General features: G+C 63.8%; 14 protein-coding genes and 1 pseudogene. 4 read left to right on the top strand and 11 right to left on the bottom strand.

All coding sequences use genetic code 11. The features are described from left to right. Positions 1 to 97: 97 nt before the first annotated feature. From MUW49_RS21785 to MUW49_RS21770, 4 genes are all read right to left on the bottom strand, one after another. Positions 98 to 1069 carry a transporter substrate-binding domain-containing protein gene (locus MUW49_RS21785; protein ID WP_223918785.1) on the bottom strand — a complete coding sequence of 324 codons (972 nt, stop codon included), beginning with the start codon at positions 1067 to 1069 and terminating at the stop codon, positions 98 to 100. Between the two features lie 361 nt (positions 1070 to 1430). Beyond that, positions 1431 to 2198 (bottom strand): class III extradiol ring-cleavage dioxygenase, encoded by a 768-nt coding sequence (locus MUW49_RS21780; protein WP_210538614.1) that lies wholly within the window; start codon positions 2196 to 2198, stop codon positions 1431 to 1433. A gap of 298 nt (positions 2199 to 2496) precedes the next feature. Further along, positions 2497 to 2967: an FKBP-type peptidyl-prolyl cis-trans isomerase gene (locus tag MUW49_RS21775; protein WP_010673545.1), complete on the bottom strand. Its 471-nt coding sequence runs from the start codon at positions 2965 to 2967 to the stop codon at positions 2497 to 2499. 141 nt (positions 2968 to 3108) lie between these two features. After that, entirely contained in the window at positions 3109 to 4263 is a 1155-nt protein-coding gene (locus MUW49_RS21770; RefSeq protein WP_049636607.1) for a Na/Pi symporter, read from the bottom strand. Positions 4264 to 4514: 251 nt separating this feature from the next. Between MUW49_RS21770 and MUW49_RS21765 the strand changes: the two genes are divergently transcribed. Then, positions 4515 to 4907, top strand: coding sequence for a hypothetical protein (locus MUW49_RS21765; RefSeq protein ID WP_029314009.1), 393 nt, complete (start codon positions 4515 to 4517; stop codon positions 4905 to 4907). Between the two features lie 75 nt (positions 4908 to 4982). Here the strand turns inward: MUW49_RS21765 and MUW49_RS21760 are convergent, their stop codons facing one another. From MUW49_RS21760 to MUW49_RS21740, 5 genes are all read right to left on the bottom strand, one after another. Next, positions 4983 to 6326, bottom strand: coding sequence for an APC family permease (locus MUW49_RS21760; protein ID WP_039039328.1), 1344 nt, complete (start codon positions 6324 to 6326; stop codon positions 4983 to 4985). Positions 6327 to 6796: 470 nt separating this feature from the next. After that, a complete protein-coding gene (locus MUW49_RS21755) occupies positions 6797 to 8140 on the bottom strand; it encodes an APC family permease (RefSeq protein ID WP_161470788.1) in 1344 nt (447 codons plus the stop codon). Then, the gene (locus tag MUW49_RS21750; protein WP_164882164.1) at positions 8140 to 8277 is read right to left on the bottom strand and encodes a hypothetical protein; all 138 of its coding nucleotides are present in this window, start codon (positions 8275 to 8277) and stop codon (positions 8140 to 8142) included. The genes MUW49_RS21755 and MUW49_RS21750 overlap by 1 nt, the downstream gene beginning before the upstream one ends. A gap of 233 nt (positions 8278 to 8510) precedes the next feature. Continuing rightward, on the bottom strand, positions 8511 to 9800 hold the full coding sequence (gabT, locus tag MUW49_RS21745) for a 4-aminobutyrate--2-oxoglutarate transaminase (RefSeq protein WP_042014742.1): 1290 nt from the start codon (positions 9798 to 9800) through the stop codon (positions 8511 to 8513). 232 nt (positions 9801 to 10032) lie between these two features. Next, positions 10033 to 11496, bottom strand: coding sequence for an NAD-dependent succinate-semialdehyde dehydrogenase (locus MUW49_RS21740; RefSeq protein ID WP_052815272.1), 1464 nt, complete (start codon positions 11494 to 11496; stop codon positions 10033 to 10035). Between the two features lie 309 nt (positions 11497 to 11805). Here MUW49_RS21740 and puuR point away from each other — a divergent pair, with 309 nt between their 5' ends. Continuing rightward, entirely contained in the window at positions 11806 to 12414 is a 609-nt protein-coding gene (gene puuR / locus MUW49_RS21735; RefSeq protein WP_052815273.1) for an HTH-type transcriptional regulator PuuR, read from the top strand. A gap of 49 nt (positions 12415 to 12463) precedes the next feature. Then, positions 12464 to 13741 (top strand): FAD-binding oxidoreductase, encoded by a 1278-nt coding sequence (locus tag MUW49_RS21730; RefSeq protein WP_041213312.1) that lies wholly within the window; start codon positions 12464 to 12466, stop codon positions 13739 to 13741. A 178-nt stretch (positions 13742 to 13919) separates the two neighbouring features. Here the strand turns inward: MUW49_RS21730 and MUW49_RS21725 are convergent, their stop codons facing one another. Together MUW49_RS21725 and MUW49_RS21720 are read right to left on the bottom strand one after the other, a co-directional pair. After that, a complete protein-coding gene (locus MUW49_RS21725; RefSeq protein ID WP_052815274.1) occupies positions 13920 to 15140 on the bottom strand; it encodes a transporter in 1221 nt (406 codons plus the stop codon). Positions 15141 to 15202: 62 nt separating this feature from the next. Next, the gene (locus tag MUW49_RS21720; RefSeq protein ID WP_010673556.1) at positions 15203 to 15862 is read right to left on the bottom strand and encodes a hypothetical protein; all 660 of its coding nucleotides are present in this window, start codon (positions 15860 to 15862) and stop codon (positions 15203 to 15205) included. Positions 15863 to 15941: 79 nt separating this feature from the next. Between MUW49_RS21720 and MUW49_RS21715 the strand changes: the two are divergent. Continuing rightward, positions 15942 to 16466, top strand: a pseudogene (locus tag MUW49_RS21715) (IS5 family transposase); the annotation flags it as partial.

The raw sequence follows: 16466 nt of genomic DNA, 5'->3' as shown, positions 1-16466 counted from the left end.
GTGGCAGGAAATAACAGAGAAGTTGGAGTGGGCAATGGTGTATTTATCCAAAAACGGCAAAAAGAGTAGGCAGAGAAAATCCAAGCAAAACAACACGTTAGACGGTATTATTAATTCGCTTGCCGCTTAAGGTTCTGTACATGAGGGCGCCATAGGGGTAGAGGTTGTCCATCAGCCACACCCTGATGGGGGGCGCTTGCCGCATCCAGGCCCGCTCGGCGGCATCATAGAGATCGGCGCTTCGCTCGCTCATGTCGCGGATGGGCCCGTTCCACTGGGTGAAGAGGGTGTTGCGCGCCCGGTCGTCGATGGCCGCCAGCCCCCGGTTGACCAGGCTGAGCAGGGCGGGCTCGGTGGCCGGGACGGCAAAGCGGAACTCGGCAGGCGCCAGCTCGGGCGGGGCCTCGCCCCGCTGGCGAAGGTTGTCGAAGCGCTCGCTGTTGAGGTAGTGGGTGGCGTGGGCATCCCCCAGCAGGATGTCGTCGCGGCCGAAGAAGACCGCATCGAACGCCTCCATGTTGGAGGGATAGGTCACCAGGGTGAGGGTGGGGTAGTAGCGGCCAAAGCGCGCCCTGTCTATCTGATCCCGGACGGCGGCCACCCGCTGTCCCGGTGTGAGCAGTGCCCCCCGATAACGTCTGGGCACGGAGAAGACGAGGGGGCTGCTGAAATAGGGGTTGCTCAGGCGGATCGCCCGGGTGTCACTGTCCGCCAGGGTGAGATTGCCGAGGCTGGCGAGGTGTATCTCCCCCCGTGCCAGGGCCCGGAGCAGGTGCGCCTTGTCGGGGAAGGCGCTCAGGGCAACGGGTTTGTCCAGCATCCTGGCCAGCAGGTCGATGTAGTCGGCACTGAGCCCCTCGACGCGCTGGCGAGCGATCATGGTGAAGGGGCGGTAGTCCTCTTGCAGGATGCCGACCCGCAGTTGGGACTGCTGGCGCAGCCATCCGAGCTCCGCCTCCGACCAGCGGGGAGGCAGCGGGGCGGGATCGTAGCGGCTGTGCAGGGTCAGGGCCTGCACAGGTTGAAGGCAGAGCAGACAGAGCAGGATCAGTGTTCGATATAGGTTCATCTAGCCACCCGACGCGACAGCCATCCCTGCCAAGCCTCATCCAATGGCGCAATGCTGTTCAGATAAGCACTTTTTTGACTGATTATTCATAAATTGGATTTGAGTTGAGGGGGCAAGGCTGTGTCCAGTCGATCTTCCTCCAGCCTTTATCCAGCGGGGCTTGCAATAGAAAGAGGGAGGCATCATGCCTCCCTCGATTTTTTGTCCTGATACTACGTGGACTGGAACTCAAATTCTCTTAAGTGAACAGCATTGCATCCAATGGCGGCCATTCTACCGGAAAATGGCTATAACGAGTCCGCTATTTCTCCACGCGCGTCGGCGAGAGCACGGCAAGCAGGGCGGCCTGGCCGCCCCGCCCTCAACCGAACTGGTAGGCCCCCATGTAGAGGCTGCCGTAATCCCAGCTGTCGTGCAGCTTTCGGGGTCTGTCGGCCCCCGCCGCGCCGAGCGCCACAAACAGGGGGCGCAGGTGATCGTCGTGGGGATGGGATTCCACCGCGCCCGGCGCCCGGGCCCGGTAATCTTCCAGCGCTCCCCTGTCTCCCTCTGCCATGGTCTGCTCCAGCCAGCGGGCAAACTGGCTCGCCCACTGGGGAACCGGCGAGCCGTCCGGCCCGAGGGCACGCAGGTTGTGGGTGATGGCGCCGGAGGCGAGGATGCCGATCCCTTGCTCGCGCAGCCCCTGCAATGCCTCCCCCAGTTGCCACAGCTGGGCCGGGGTGAAGCTGGCCGGGATGGCGATCTGCACCAGGGGGAGTTCACTGTCCGGATCCATCAGGGAGAGGGGGGACCAGACTCCGTGATCCAGCTCGCGGCGCACTGGGGTGGCGGGCAGACCGGCCAGCAGCAGCTGATCGCTCACCGCTTCCTGCAACCATTGCGGGCTCGTCGCGGGCCAGCGGATCTGGTAGAGGGGCTCGGGGAAGCCGTAGAAGTCGTACATCAGGGCCGGGTTGGGCTCGACGTTGATCTGCAGCTCGCTTCGGCTGAACCAGTGGGCCGAGATCACCACCAGCCCTCTGGCACCCTTGAGGCGCAGTTGCTTCAGGAACCGGGTCGCGGGCTGATCGCGCAGGACCAGATCCGGGGCGCCGTGGGAGATGAACCAGACAGGGGCGATAGACATGACAGACTCCATATGTGTTGTGCCGATGCGCGCGGCGCACCGACAACCCGAGGCCAGGGCGACATGCCGCTGACGATGTGGTCATTATCTGCCCCTATTGATGGGTTAACAATCAGGCTTTAAGGATAAGCACTCTTCACTTTTGGTTGATAGTCTGGCATCAGGGCGAGGGAGACCGGGGCAGAAACGACAACGCCGGCGCAGTGCGCCGGCGTTGTGATCAGGGTCCGTCGGACGTGGCCTCTGACGGGATGCCCCGCAGCGCCGCCTCCAAGATCAACGCGGGCCCAGGGCGGGTTTATTGAATGCCCAGCAGCTCCACGTCGAAGATGAGGACTGAGCCCGGCGGGATCTTGCCGGCGGCTCTGTCGCCATAGGCCAGGTTGGCGGGGATGTAGAAGCGGGTCTTCTCCCCTTCCACCATCAGTTGCACCCCTTCGGTCCAACCCTTGATCACCTGGTTGAGGCCGAACTCGATGGGTTCGCCACGGGCGACGGAGCTGTCGAACACGGTGCCGTCCAGCAGCTTGCCCTCGTAGTGCACCTTCACCTTGCTGGTGGCGGTGGGGTGAACGGTACCGGTGCCCGGGGTCAGCACTTCGTACTGCAGGCCGGAGGCGGTGGTGGTCACCAGGGGTTTTTCCTGGTTGCTGGCGAGGAACTCGGCCCCCTTGCGCACGTTCTCTTCGGCCAGCTTCCGGTTGTTGCTGCTGGAGTAGAAGTAGTAGGCGGCGCCGGCGATAAGAAGGGCTATCAGAATGAATTTCATCGGGTTTTCCTGTTCCTTGAAATCAGAGTGCGAGTGAGGGGGCATCTTATCCCAGCCAGGGGGAGAGGGCGAGGGGAGGCGCCCCGGGATGTGACCTGGCGGGTAAGGGGGCGGGGGCAGCTGAGTGCCCCCGCCGCGGGGTTACTTGACGGCCACCATCATCAGGGCGGGCAGGGCGAAGAAGAGCCCGGCCACGTAACCCAGCGCCAGCAGCTTGTTCTCGCTGCCGACCCGGGCCAGGGCTTCGGCGGCCTTGATGGGCAATTCCCGCAGGAAGGGCACCCCGTAGATGAGCACCACGGCGAAGAGGTTGAACAGCACGTGGACCAGGGCGATGGTCAGGGCGAGCTGGGCACCGGCACCGCTGATGGCGGTGGCGGCCAGCAGGGCGGTGATGGTGGTGCCGATGTTGGCCCCCAGGGTGAAGGGGTAGAGCTGACGGGTGTTGAACACGCCGCCTCCCGCCAGGGGGATCATCAGGCTGGTGGTGGTGGAGGAGGACTGCACCATCACGGTGACCAGGGTGCCGGAGGCGATGCCGGTGAGCGGGCCACGGCCCAGGGCCTTGTGCAGCAGCTCCTTGGCACGGCCCACCATGACCTGTTGCAGCACCTTGCCAAGGGCGGTGACGCAGAACAGGATGAGCAGAATCCCGATGAGAATGGTGGCGATGGCGCCCCCCTTGCCCGGCAGGAAGGCGACGGCACCGTCGATGAGATCCAGGGACGGGGAGATGAGGGGCTTCATGAAATCCATCCCCTTCATCGACATGTCGGCGGAGCCCAGCAGCAGGCTGGCAATCCCTTCCGCACTCTTTTGCAGCAGACCGAACATCAGCTCCAGGGGCAGGAAGATGAAGACCGCCAGCAGGTTGAAAAAGTCGTGCACGGTGGCGGCGGCGAAGGCGCGGCGAAACTCGCCTCTGTCCCGGATGTGCCCCAGGGAGACGATGGTGTTGGTGATGGTGGTGCCGAGGTTAGCCCCCATCACCATGGGGATGGCCATGGCCATGGGCAGGCCCCCTGCCACCAGGCCGACGATCACCGAGGTGACGGTGCTGGAGGATTGCACCAGGGCGGTGGCCAGGATGCCGAGCAGCAGGGCGACGAAGGGGTTGTTGGCAAAGGCGAAGATCTGGGCCGCGCCCTCGGCGCCGCCGGAGAAGCCCTTGAAGCCGTGGGAGACGGCGCCAACGGCGACCAGGATCAGGTAGATCAGCGTGATCACCGCGAGCCAGTTGAACAGGGGGCCGGGACGACGGATCTGCTGGGGTGCGGAAGATGCGGTGCTGTGCATATGGCCTCTTGGGGTCGTTCTGCGTTGAAAATGGACGGGCGCATTACAACAAGGCTCCATGACAGAAATATGACAACGTGACACTTTTATGATGCTTTGGTGACAGGGCGGCAGGGGGCGTCGCAGACAAAAGGTGTCGGAGCAAACGCCGATATGACGCCATCCGGCTCATCACCGGCCCCCGCCCTTGCACTGGGATCCCAGGGTTATATGCTGCCGGACTTTCCTGTCTTGAAACTGAGGAAGTGATGATGCGTGCATGGGTTTTGTGCCTCTCCCTGGGTCTGCTGTCTGCCGGTGCGCAGGCCAGCGTGTTCAAGTCCGAGTGCAACCTCGACAAGGCGGTCAGGAACGAGGCGATGAACGCCACCCTGGGGGTCAAGGGCAACTGCGATGCCGACAAGCTGGTGCGCAAGCAGAAGGAGAAGGCCAATGCCGAGGTGAAGAAACACACCACGGACGTGCTGGACAAGAAGACGGCGGGACTGAAAGAGACCAGGCAGCACACCAATGCGGCCCTGAACAAGCAGAGTGCCGGTGTGAAGCAGGCGCAGGACAAGGTCAACCAGACCCGCAAGGATGTCAACGCCGTGACCAGGGATCCGGTCAAGGCGGCCGCCACGGCCGTGCTCAATCAGGGGTGAGGGTCCGCGCACCGGACGTCTGAATGCAAGAAGGGGAGCCATGGGCTCCCCTTCTGTTTGGGCGTGTGTGCCGCCTTACTGGCCGTCGGCCGCTTCCTCGTACTGACGGAAGGGGATGCGGAACACGGCGAGGCGCAGGAAGAGGTAGGTGACCCCGATCCCCGCCCAGATGAGGCCAAGCTCCAGGGAGCTCTGCTCCAGGTTGATCCAGAGGGCGCCGATGGTGGCGGCCCCCAGCAGCGGCAGCACCAGGAACAGCAGGTGCTCCTTGAGGCTCTTGTTGCGCTTCTCGCGGACCCAGAACTGGCCGATCACCGAGAGGTTGACGAAGGTAAAGGCCACCAGGGCGCCGAAGTTCACCAGGGCCAGGGCCATGTCCAGATCGAAGGAGACCGCGGAGAGGGCCAGGGCCCCCACCAGCAGCACGTTGATGGCCGGGGTGCGCCAGGTGGGGTGGATATAGCCGAACACCCGCTCCGGGATCATGCGATCGCGACCCATCACGTAGAGGATGCGCGACACGCCGGCGTGGGCCGCCATGCCGGAGGCGAGCACGGCCGCGGTGGTGCACACCAGCACCACGCTCTGGAACAGGGTGCCACCCACGTAGAGGGCGATCTCCGGCAGCACGGCGTCCGGCTCCTTGAAGCGGGCCAGATCCGGGAAGAAGAGCTGCAGGCTGTAGGAGACGGTGACGAAGATGATGCCGCCGATGAGGGCCGTCAGCACGATGGCGCGGGGGATCACCTTGCCGGCATTCGGGGTCTCTTCGGAGAGGGAGCTCAGGCCGTCGAAGCCCAGGAACGAGAAGCAGAGGATGGTGGCGCCGGTAAACAGCGGCAGCATGCTGGCAGACTCCACATGGAACGGACGGCTGCTCATCAGGGTGCCGGCCCCTTCACCGTGACTCAGGCCCCAGGCGATGAGGCCGAGGAAGGTGACGATGATGGCGATCTGGATGAAGACGATGAAGCCGTTGAGGTTCGCCACCAGCTTGATGCCGCGCAGGTTCAGGAAGGTCATCACGGTCACCAGACCGAAGATGAAGATCCAAGGCTCCACGGTGGGGAACATGGCGGTCAGGTAGATCTTGGCCAGCAGGATGTTGATCATCGGCATGAACATGTAGTCCAGCAGGGAAGACCAGCCCACCATGAAGCCCACGTAGGGGTGGAACACCTTCTGGGCATAGGTGTAGGCGGAGCCTGCGGACGGGAAGCGGCGCACCAGGTGGCCGTAGCTGAACGCGGTCAGCAGGATGCCGCCGAGCGCCAGCAGGTAGGCGGTGGCCACGCGACCATCCGTGATGTCACCGACGATGGCGAAGGTATCGAATACCGCCATGGGCGTGAGGTAAGCCAGACCCATCACCACGACCTGGAACAGGGTGAGGGTCTTGAGCAGCTTGGCACCGGCCATCACGCTTTCTCCTCTGCACAGGCCCCGTGGGCGAGATGGGACGGGATCAGGGACGCGGAAACGCGTCGCTGGACACAGGGGGCGCCCATCTGTGGCACAGATGCGTGGCGCACGCCGGCGGGGACCGGCAGGAAAGCAGTGAAATGCCCCATGTTTTTCCTCACAACGTCGGGAGATTGCTTGGCAATCTGGGTATCAATTCCGGCACATGGCCGGCCTCTTGGTGAATGGTGGTGTGCCCCAGAAAAGCAAAGAACCGATGTTGTTGAAACATCGGCTCTCAAGGGGCGCCGTATTGTGCCCTCAGGGGAGGGAGGAGACAAGCGAAAAAGGCCGTCAGCGGGGAATTTGTTCCCCCGGTGAGCGATCACTTCGCCACCGCTGCCGGAAAGTCGATGACAACCTTGTCATCAGGCGGGACCCTGCTTTGCCGCCATGTGAAACCGGCGCCCTGAGGGCGCCGGTTTCGCTCAGGAGGCGTCCTGCTCGGGGCGGCCGAGGCGGACCCGGAACACGGTGAGGCGCAGCAGCAGGTAGATGGCACCGAGGGCGGCCCAGATCAGCCCCAGCTCGAAGGAGGCGGGCTCCAGGTTGAGCCAGAGCACCCCGATGCAGGCGGCGCCGCACAGGGGCAGGGCGAGGAACAGCAGGTGATCCTTCAGGGTCTTGTTGTGACCCAGCCTGAGATAGAAGTGGGCAATCACCGCCAGGTTGACGAAGGTGAAGGCCACCAGGGCGCCGAAGTTGATCAGCGCCAGCGCCATCTCCAGATCGAAGGCCACCGCCGAGAGGGCCAGCATGCCCACCAGCAGCACGTTGAGAGCCGGGGTCTGCCAGGTGGGGTGGATGTAGCCGAAGACGCGGCTCGGCAGGGCGCGATCCCGGCCCATCACGTAGAGCAGGCGCGATACCCCGGCGTGGGAGGCGAGCCCCGAGGCGAGCACCGCCACCGTGGTGCAGACCAGCACCACCGCCTGGAACAGCTTGCCGCCCACATAGAGGGCGATCTCCGGCAGCACCGCATCCGGCTGCTGGAAGCGGGAGATGTCCGGGAAGAAGAGCTGCAGGAAGTAGGAGACCGAGATGAAGAGCACGCCGCCGATGAGGGCGGTGAGCACGATGGCCCGGGGGATCACCCGATCCGCGTTCGGGGTCTCCTCCGACAGGGTGGTGATGGCGTCAAACCCGAGGAACGACAGGCAGAGGATGGAGGCGCCGGTCAGCAGGGGATGGATGTGCATCTGCTCGGAGAAGAAGGGGCGGCTGCTCGCCACCGTGCCGAGGCCCTCGCCGTGGCTCACGCCCCAGGCGATGAGGCCGATGAAGACGGCGATGATGCTGAACTGCATGATGACGATCAGGCTGTTGAAGTTCGCCACCAGCTTGATGCCCCGCAGGTTCAGGAAGGTCATGACGGCGGCCAGGGCCAGGATGTAGGTCCAGGGGGCCACGCCGGGGAAGAGGGCCTCCATGTAGATCTTGGCCAGCAGCATGTTGATCATGGGCATGAACATGTAGTCGAGCAGGGAGACCCAGCCCACCATGAAACCCACATAGGGGTGGAACACCTTCTGGGCATAGGTGTAGGCGGAGCCTGCCGAGGGGAACTTGCGCACCAGGTGGCCGTAGCTCATGGCGGTGAACAGCATGCCGATGAGGGCGAGCAGGTAGGCGGTCGGCACATGGCCTTCGGTGATTTCGGTGACGATGCCGAAGGTGTCGAACACCGCCATGGGGGTGAGATAGGCCAGCCCCATGATGACCACGTGCCAGAGTTTCAGGCTTTTTTTCAGACCGGCGGGGTGCGGGTGCATCAGGCGATCCCCCGCAGGCAGGTTGACGGGATCAGGCTGACGGTGAGGTCATCCTGCACGGTGGGGGCGCCAGTCCGGGATGCGGACGGATGGCGCAGACCGGCGCGGGCCGGCAGGAAAGCGATGATATGCCCCATGGAGTTCCTCACTAAGAAGCGGGTGTCGTGAGATGGCGTGCCACCTCGTTATCATTTCCGGTCTGTTCCGGCCTCGTTATGGATTTGTTTGGCGCAAAAAAAGAACCGGGCTCCGATGAGCGGACGGTCCTTGAATACGGCGGCGCATTGTGCATTCGTGATGCCCCCTTGACAAGCATATCAAGGGAGCAAAAACGCATTTTTTTGCACGTGGGCGAACGCGGTCCTCCGGATCAGGCCAGGGAGGCGGACAGGGCCTGCTCCAGCAGGTCGAGCCCCTCGTCGACGATGGCCGCCGGGGCGGTCAGAGGGGCGAGGAAACGGATCACGTTGCCACGCACGCCGCAGGCCAGCAGCACCAGCCCCCGCTTGCCCGCCTCGGCCACCAGCCGCTTGGTGAGATCCGGGTCCGGTCTGGCGGCATCTCCCTCCTTCACCAGCTCCATGGCCACCATGGCGCCGGGGCCGCGGATGTTGCCGATGCAGTCAAACCGTGTCGCCAGCTGGTGCAGGCGAGCCTTGATCTGCTCCCCCTGGGCCAGGGCCTTCTGGTTCAGGCGCTCCTCCTCGATCACCTCCAGCACCGCCAGGGCGGCGGCGCAGGCGATGGGGGAGCCCGCATAGGTGCCCCCAAGGCCACCGGGCTTGGCGGCATTCATCACCTCGCTCTTGCCCACCACGGCAGAGAGCGGGAAGCCGCCGGCCAGGCTCTTGGCGAGCGTCATGATGTCGGGTTCGACACCGCTGTATTCGGTGGCGAAGGTTTTGCCGGTGCGACAGAAACCGGTCTGGATCTCGTCGCAGATAAGTAGGATGCCGTGCTGGTCGCACACCTGGCGCAGGCGCTGCATGAAGCTGGCGGAGGCGGGGTAGAAGCCCCCTTCCCCCTGCACCGGCTCGATGATGATGGCGGCCACCCGGGTGGGTTCGATGTCGGCACTGAAGCAGAGATCCAGCGCGGCCAGGGCATCGTCTTCACTCACTCCCAGGTAGTCGGCGGGGAAGGGGAGGTGATAGACCTCCCCCGGGAAGGGGCCGAAGCCGGTCTTGTAGGGCACCACCTTGCCGGTGAGGGCCATGCCCATCATGGTGCGGCCGTGGAAGCCCCCCTTGAAGGCGATGGTGCCGCTGCGACCGGTGTGGGCGCGGGCGATCTTGATGGCGTTCTCTACCGCCTCGGCGCCGGTGGAGAGGAAGAGGGTGCGCTTGGGGGTGGGGCCGGGCACCAGGGCATTCAATTTTTCCGCCAGCTCGATATAGCCGGAGTAGGGGGTGACCTGGAAGCAGGTGTGGCTGAATTTCTCGAGCTGCTCGCGCACCGCCGCCACCACCTTGGGGTGGTTGTGGCCGGTGTTGAGCACGGCGATGCCGGAGGCAAAGTCGATGTAGCGGTTGCCCTCCACGTCCCACAGCTCGGCGTTGTGCGCCCGGTCGATGAAGACCGGCAGCAGGGTGCCGACCCCCTGGACCACGGCCGCTTCGCGGCGGGCCTGCCACTGCTGGTTGTTGCTTGAATGACTCATCTTTCCTCCCTGAGGGGCATGGGCCCCCGCTGTTCCTGTGCCATCTGGCCATATGTGTGCCGCCAACTGCCCTCGGGCAGGGCGGCCTGTTCGCAAAAGGGGGCCCCGGGTGTGCCCTCTGGGCCCACAAGGCGCTCGGTCGTGACCGGCGACCCCCTCTTTCTATCTGTAAAAACGATGGGCTGTGTCATAACGCATCTGTTTTAACGATGCGATTGACCCTTCACTCCCCTCAGCGAATGCCGCCAAAGCAGAGATATTTGGTCTCCAGGTACTCCTCCAGCCCTTCGGCCGCCCCTTCCCGGCCCAGCCCCGACTCCTTGATCCCGCCAAAGGGGGCCAGTTCGGTGGAGATGATCCCCTCGTTGATCCCCACCATGCCGTATTCGAGCCCCTCGGCCACTCGCCACACCCGGGCGATGTCGCGGCCATAGAAGTAGGCGGCCAGGCCATAGGGGGTGTCGTTGGCAAGCGCAATGGCCTCGGCTTCCGTCTCAAAGCGCACCAGGGGGGCGACGGGCCCGAAGATCTCCTCGTCCAGAATGGGGTTGCCCCGGGTGACCCCGGTCAGGATGGTGGGGTGATAGAAGAGGGGACCGGCGGGGTGGGCGTCGCCCCCCACCAGCACCCGGGCACCGGCGGCGACCGATTGCTGCACCAGCTCGGCCACCTTGCTGGCGGCGGCCGGGTTGATGAGGGGCCCGATCTGGACGCCCTCGCCCATGCCGTCTCCCACCTTGAAGGCCTTGACTGCGGCGGCGAGCTTCTCGGCGAAGGCGTCGTAGACGCTGGCCTGCACCAGGATGCGGTTGGCGCAGACGCAGGTCTGGCCGGCGTTGCGGTATTTGGAGGCCAGAGCCCCGGCCACGGCGGCGTCGAGGTCGGCGTCGTCAAAGACGATGAAGGGCGCGTTGCCGCCAAGCTCCAGGGAGAGGCGCTTCATGGTGTCGGCGCACTGGCGCATCAGCAGTTTGCCGATGCGGGTGGAGCCGGTGAAGGAGAGCTTGCGCACCACGGGGTTGCTGCACAGCTCGTTGCCCACCGCGCTCGCCTGATGGGAGGTGACGATGTTGATGACCCCAGCGGGAATGCCCGCCTGCTCCGCCAGTACCGCCAGCGCCAGGGCGCAGAGGGGCGTTTCGGCGGCGGGCTTGATGACGATGGTGCAACCGGCGGCCAGCGCCGGACCCGCTTTGCGGGTGATCATGGCGATGGGGAAGTTCCAGGGGGTGATGGCGGCCACGACCCCCACCGGCTGCTTGATGGTGGCCAGGCGCCGATCGGCGGAGAAGCCGGGGATGGTGCGGCCATAGGCACGCTTGCCCTCTTCCGCGAACCACTGGATGAAGCTGGCGCCGTAGGCCACCTCTCCTTTGGCTTCCGCCAGCGGCTTGCCCTGCTCGCAGGTCATGATACGGGCGAGCTCCTCCTGGTTGGCCATGATGCGCTCGAACCAGGCGTAGAGTTTGCTGCTGCGCTCCTTGGCGGTGAGGGCCGCCCAGGCGGGTTGCGCCGCGTGGGCCGCCGCGATGGCGAGGCGGGTATCCTCCCCGTCCATGTCGGGCACCTGGGTGATGATCTGGCCGGTGGCCGGGTTCAGGACCTCGAACCGGCGCCCGCCCAGGGACTCGCACCAGCGGCCGTCGACATAGGCCAGGGATTTGATCAGGGAGAGAGCAGGTTGTGATGCTGACATAAGTAAGGGGCCTCGATAGTGGGTCTGGGTGGCGCGTTTATGTGGGCACCGCCGTATAGAATAATAAGCACGTAACGACCATAAAATGAGCCGAAATGTTTTTCAAGTGTTAAATATATTTGAGTGAACTGGGCGTTACATGCTAGAAATGGGGCTGCGAGCGCGATTGTAGCGGTTTTCATTGCGCAGGGTGTGCAAAATAATGAACGCCCTGGGTTGTGCAGGATAGTGAACGGGGCTGACGTGCCTGACTCACTATATTGACCAGTCGGCCCCAGGTATTCGAATGACCATGGAAGGAGGTGGGCGATGGAGCAATCCCGTGGCGAGGTCCGGTGGCGGACCATGACGGACAACCCCCAGGCGGAGCACGAGAGAAACATGGGGGAGCGGCTCGCCCGGATCCGCAGGGAGCTCGGACTCTCCCAGCGCCGGGTGGCGGAGCTGAGCGGCCTGACCCACGGCGCCATCTGCATGATAGAGCAGAACAAGGTGAGCCCCTCGGTGGCCTCCCTGCAAAAGCTGCTGAGCGTCTACGAGCTGCCGTTGTCGCGCTTCTTCGCCGAAGAGGAGGTGGCGAGCACGCCCAGCGTGGTGATCAAGGCGGAGCAGCTCATCGAGCTTGGCAGCCAGGGGGTCTCCATGAAGCTGGTGCACAACGGCAACAATCGGCGCCAGCTCGGCTTCATGCTGGAGACCTATGCACCCGGCACCGACACCGGCGGCGTGGTGAAGCATCAGGGGGAAGAGGTGGGCACCGTGCTGGAAGGGTCGGTGCTGCTGACCCTGGCCGGCCAGACCTATGAACTGTGCGCCGGGGACAGTTATGTCATCGACACCGGCGAGCCCCACAGTTTCAGCAATCCCTCGGGGCAGGTCTGCCGCATCGTCAGCGCCCACACCCCGGCCAGCTTTTAATGTGAACAACCCGTTGTGTTGGAAACGAACCGGTAAGGAAACAGGGATCATGACCGAACATGTAAAGAGTTACTACGCAGCCAGTGCCAACAAACACGCGCCCTATCCCACGCTCACCGAGCAGCTGGAGTGCGACGTCTGCGTCATAGGCGCAGGCTACACCGGCCTCTCCAGTGCGCTGCATCTGGTGGAGAAGGGGTACAAGGTGGTGGTGCTGGAGGCGGCCAGGGTCGGCTTTGGCGCCAGCGGTCGCAACGGCGGCCAGATCGTCAACTCCTACAGCCGCGACATCGACACCATCGAAGCGAACTGCCCGCCGGATCAGGCCAGGCTGCTCGGCTCCATGTTGTTTGAGGGGGGCCAGATCATCCGCGAGCGGATCAAACGCTACAACATCCAGTGCGATCTGCAGGAGGGCGGGGTCTTTGCCGCCGAGACCGAGAAGCAGCTTCACGAGCTCAAGGCGCAGAAGGCGCGCTGGGAGAAGTGGGGCAACGACCAGCTGGAGCTGCTCGATGCCAAGGGGGTGCGCGAGGTGGTCGCGAGCGATCGCTACGTCGGCGCCCTGCTCGACAAGAGCGGCGGCCATATTCACCCTCTCAATCTGGCGCTGGGGGAGGCGGAAGCCATCCGCATTCAGGGGGGGCTTATCTTCGAGCAGTCCGCCGTCACCAGCATTACTCCGGGTCAGCCGGCATTGGTCAAGACCGCCAAAGGGGCGGTGAAGGCACGCTTTATCGTGGTGGCCGGCAACGCCTACCTCGGCAATCTGGTGCCGGAACTGGCCAGCAAGAGCATGCCTTGCGGCACCCAGGTGATCGCCACCGAAGTGCTGGGAGAGGAGCGGGCCCGTTCACTCTTGCCACAGAACTACTGTCTGGAGGATTGCAACTACCTGCTCGACTACTACCGTACCTCCGGCGATCACCGGCTCATCTATGGCGGCGGCGTGGTCTACGGGGCGCGGGATCCGGCGGACATCGAGCGGCTGATCATCCCCAAGATGCTCAAGACTTTCCCGCAGCTGGCCGACGTCAAGGTGGAGTACACCTGGACCGGCAACTTCCTGCTCACCCTGTCGCGCCTGCCGCAGTTTGGCCGCATCGGTCACAACATCTACTACATGCAGGGCTACAGCGGCCACGGCGTCACCTGTACCCATCTGGCGGGCAAGCTGCTCTCCGAGGTGCTGAGCGGTCAGGCAGAGCGCTTCGATGCGTTCGCCAGGCTGCCGCACTACCCCTTCCCGGGTGGCCGCCTGCTGCGCATCCCCTTCACCGCCGCCGGCGCCGCCTGGTACACCCTGCGCGATCGCCTGGGGGTGTGATGTCACCGATGGCCCGCCAGGCTGGTATGGTGCGGGGCGCCCTCCGATGCCATCGTCCCATGAGCGCGGCGGCAAGTCGGGCTCAAGGGGGCGAGCCAGGTCGACTGCGACAACAAGAAGAGGGAGGCGTTATGCCTCCCTCGTTTTTTGCCGTCAACCTGCCGGGGTCCTGACGGGGCTAGAAGCGGTAGGGGAAGCGGATCCCGATGGTGTAGTCCGGTGCGTCCGTGGTGAGCCCGGCAGACCAGTTGACCGCCATGGAGAGGTTGTCGGTGATGGCCCAGGTCGACCCCATGCCAAAGCTGGCGGCGTTGGCATCGGAGCCGATGACCTTCTCCATGGCAAAGCCTTCGGACCCCTGCTCGGACTCCATGGTGACGCGCTGGTTGATGTTGAAGGAGAGGCTGAAGCGTTCGTTGAGAGCGAATGCGACCCCCAGGCCATATTCATACCAGTCTCCCAGCTGGATGCTGCCGGGCTGGTTGCCGGGCTGGTAGGAGATATCGTCAAAGTCCTGCTTGAGGCTGTGACCATAGTTGAGGCTGGCAAACAGGATGGCGGGATCCATGGTCTTGACCAGGGAGAAGCCGGTGGAGAGCTGCCAGAGCCCGTTGCCGGTGGCGAGCTCCTTGGGGGTCACCAGGTTGCCCGATTCCGAGGTGTTGATCTCGATGCCGTAAGGATCCTTGCCGGTCGGCGCCTTGGCCCGGAAGTTCCACACCAGATCCGGCCAATCCTCGCTCTCTGCCATGACCCTGTAGTAGATGGCGAGGCTGAGATCCCCCAGACCGCCATCGCTGACGCTCTGCTCCTCGAAGTCGCGGCTGGAGTTCTCCTTGCCGGTGCTCTGGTAGTTGGTGTTGCGGAACATGTAGGGGAGGGCCAGCTCCAGTTGCCAGCGATCGTTGAGGGTGTAGCGGGTGATGACATCCGCCGTCCACTGATCGGAGCGCACCCGATCCAGGTTGATTTCGCCAAGGAAGATGGCGTCCAGGGCGAGGAAGCCGCGCAGGGCGAGATCCTTGCGGTTGTAGTGCTGGTAGGAGAGGCCCACATCGACGGTCAGGGCGCGGTCGAACACATTGTGCTGTTCGATCATCAGGTCTTCGGTACTGCGGCCGACTTCCGGCGTGCGCCGTGAGGCGTCCTGCTGGGTGGAGGCGACGGCGGCCCCGGCTCCGACCCCGGCGGTTGCCGTCGTGGCACCGGCGGCCTTGACGGCCTCCAGGCGGGCCTTGACGGCCTCCAGGCGGGCCTGGAGCTGATGAAGGGCCTGATTTTGCTGGATCAGTTGCTGGCGCAGGAGATCCAGCTGTTGTTGCAGGGCCTCCTCCTCGGCCGTGGCCCCCCAGCAGGCGAAGGGGGCGAGGGCAATCAACAGCATGCGAGACTGTTTCATCGGGATACGTCCTTGTTGTTTATCATCCTTTCTGATGGTTCAGCCCCCGGGCTCACCGGTGCTCAGCGCGAAAACCAGATGCGGGTCTGATTGAGCGTCTGCAAACCGTCCCCCCTGACCTTGTTGAACTGCAGCAGCCCTCGGCTGAAGTCGGTACCGCGCAGGCTCTGCTCCAGCAGGACCCGGCCGTCGGAAGAGTGTAGTTGCAAGCCGGCATAATTCCCCGAGACCCGATAAGTGGCGGTGCCAAGATCGCCCTGGTGCTCGTAGCTGCCCGCCTGAACCAGGTGTCCCGTCATGGTCGGGGTGGTCAGTTCAATACCGGTCTGGTTGACCGAGCTGTTGCCGCTCCCCTCCAGTTGAACGACCTGCACCAGCCCGGCCCCCTGCACCTGGGCCTCCTTGGCGGGTGTGGCCGCGGGCTTGACCTCATCCTTGACGCGCACATCCAGCTTGGGTTTGTTTTGCACAATGCTCAGCGCCAGGTTCATGGCCGCCGTCTGCTGGGCCTGGGCCGTGGTCAGTGACGAGATGAACTCGATGCCGAAGTAGCTGATGCCATGGCTGCTGACATAGCGGCCGCGCAGGTGGGCCAGCTCCCCGTCCGCCAGTTCGGGCGCAAAGTGGTCTGACAGATGGGCCAGCGGGTCCGGTGCTGCCAGCAGCGGAGAGGCGATGCCACCCAGGCTGCAGAGGAGGCATAGGGCGGGTCGGGTATTCATGATGACCTCACATTAGGCTGTGTTCTTAAAGTGATGAGGATATAATCTCACATCTTCTCAACAGCTTAAGATCCATTCCGTGTCCCGCCGTTATCAGCTGACTGATGCACAATGGGGGCTTATCGAGCCCCAGTTTCCTTCTCGAAGCCTGATCGGGCGCCCTACCCGTGAACCGCGCCAAGTGCTCGATGGCATTCTCTGGATACTCCACACCGGAGCTCCTTGACGAGACCTTCCAGAACGTTTCGGACCATGGAATTCGGTCTACAACACCTTCCGGCGTTGGCAGGATGCAGGCCGGATTGATGCCATTCTGGAAGCGCTGCAACTCAAGCTCAATGAAGAAGGGCTCATCGATTTCGACCTGTGGTGCCTGGACGGCTCCAATGTCAGAGCATCCAAAGATGCTGCCGGTGCACGTAAAAAAACACCTCAATGAATCAAGCCCTTGGCCGTTCCGCGGGGAGGTTTCGGCAGCAAAATTCACTTGGTCACGGACGGTCATGGCTTACCACTGAGCTTCTGCCTGTCACCGGGGCAATCAGCAGAAATCAGCTATGCAACAAGCGCGTTGGCCATGGCGAGGATACCAACGTCATCAGGT

Source organism: Aeromonas sp. LsrichE-8G (assembly GCF_022869435.1).
Taxonomy (GTDB): domain Bacteria; phylum Pseudomonadota; class Gammaproteobacteria; order Enterobacterales; family Aeromonadaceae; genus Aeromonas; species Aeromonas caviae.
This window is presented reverse-complemented; position numbering and strand designations above follow the sequence as displayed.

Bases quoted from the DNA above. Each gene is read 5' to 3' on its own strand.
- MUW49_RS21785 (WP_223918785.1), bottom strand. From the start codon at position 1,069: ATGAACCTATATCGAACACTGATCCTGCTCTGTCTGCTCTGCCTTCAA.
- MUW49_RS21780 (WP_210538614.1), bottom strand. From the start codon at position 2,198: ATGTCTATCGCCCCTGTCTGGTTCATCTCCCACGGCGCCCCGGATCTG.
- MUW49_RS21775 (WP_010673545.1), bottom strand. From the start codon at position 2,967: ATGAAATTCATTCTGATAGCCCTTCTTATCGCCGGCGCCGCCTACTAC.
- MUW49_RS21770 (WP_049636607.1), bottom strand. From the start codon at position 4,263: ATGCACAGCACCGCATCTTCCGCACCCCAGCAGATCCGTCGTCCCGGC.
- MUW49_RS21765 (WP_029314009.1), top strand. From the start codon at position 4,515: ATGCGTGCATGGGTTTTGTGCCTCTCCCTGGGTCTGCTGTCTGCCGGT.
- MUW49_RS21760 (WP_039039328.1), bottom strand. From the start codon at position 6,326: ATGGCCGGTGCCAAGCTGCTCAAGACCCTCACCCTGTTCCAGGTCGTG.
- MUW49_RS21755 (WP_161470788.1), bottom strand. From the start codon at position 8,140: ATGCACCCGCACCCCGCCGGTCTGAAAAAAAGCCTGAAACTCTGGCAC.
- MUW49_RS21750 (WP_164882164.1), bottom strand. From the start codon at position 8,277: ATGGGGCATATCATCGCTTTCCTGCCGGCCCGCGCCGGTCTGCGCCAT.
- gabT (WP_042014742.1), bottom strand. From the start codon at position 9,800: ATGAGTCATTCAAGCAACAACCAGCAGTGGCAGGCCCGCCGCGAAGCG.
- MUW49_RS21740 (WP_052815272.1), bottom strand. From the start codon at position 11,496: ATGTCAGCATCACAACCTGCTCTCTCCCTGATCAAATCCCTGGCCTAT.
- puuR (WP_052815273.1), top strand. From the start codon at position 11,806: ATGGAGCAATCCCGTGGCGAGGTCCGGTGGCGGACCATGACGGACAAC.
- MUW49_RS21730 (WP_041213312.1), top strand. From the start codon at position 12,464: ATGACCGAACATGTAAAGAGTTACTACGCAGCCAGTGCCAACAAACAC.
- MUW49_RS21725 (WP_052815274.1), bottom strand. From the start codon at position 15,140: ATGAAACAGTCTCGCATGCTGTTGATTGCCCTCGCCCCCTTCGCCTGC.
- MUW49_RS21720 (WP_010673556.1), bottom strand. From the start codon at position 15,862: ATGAATACCCGACCCGCCCTATGCCTCCTCTGCAGCCTGGGTGGCATC.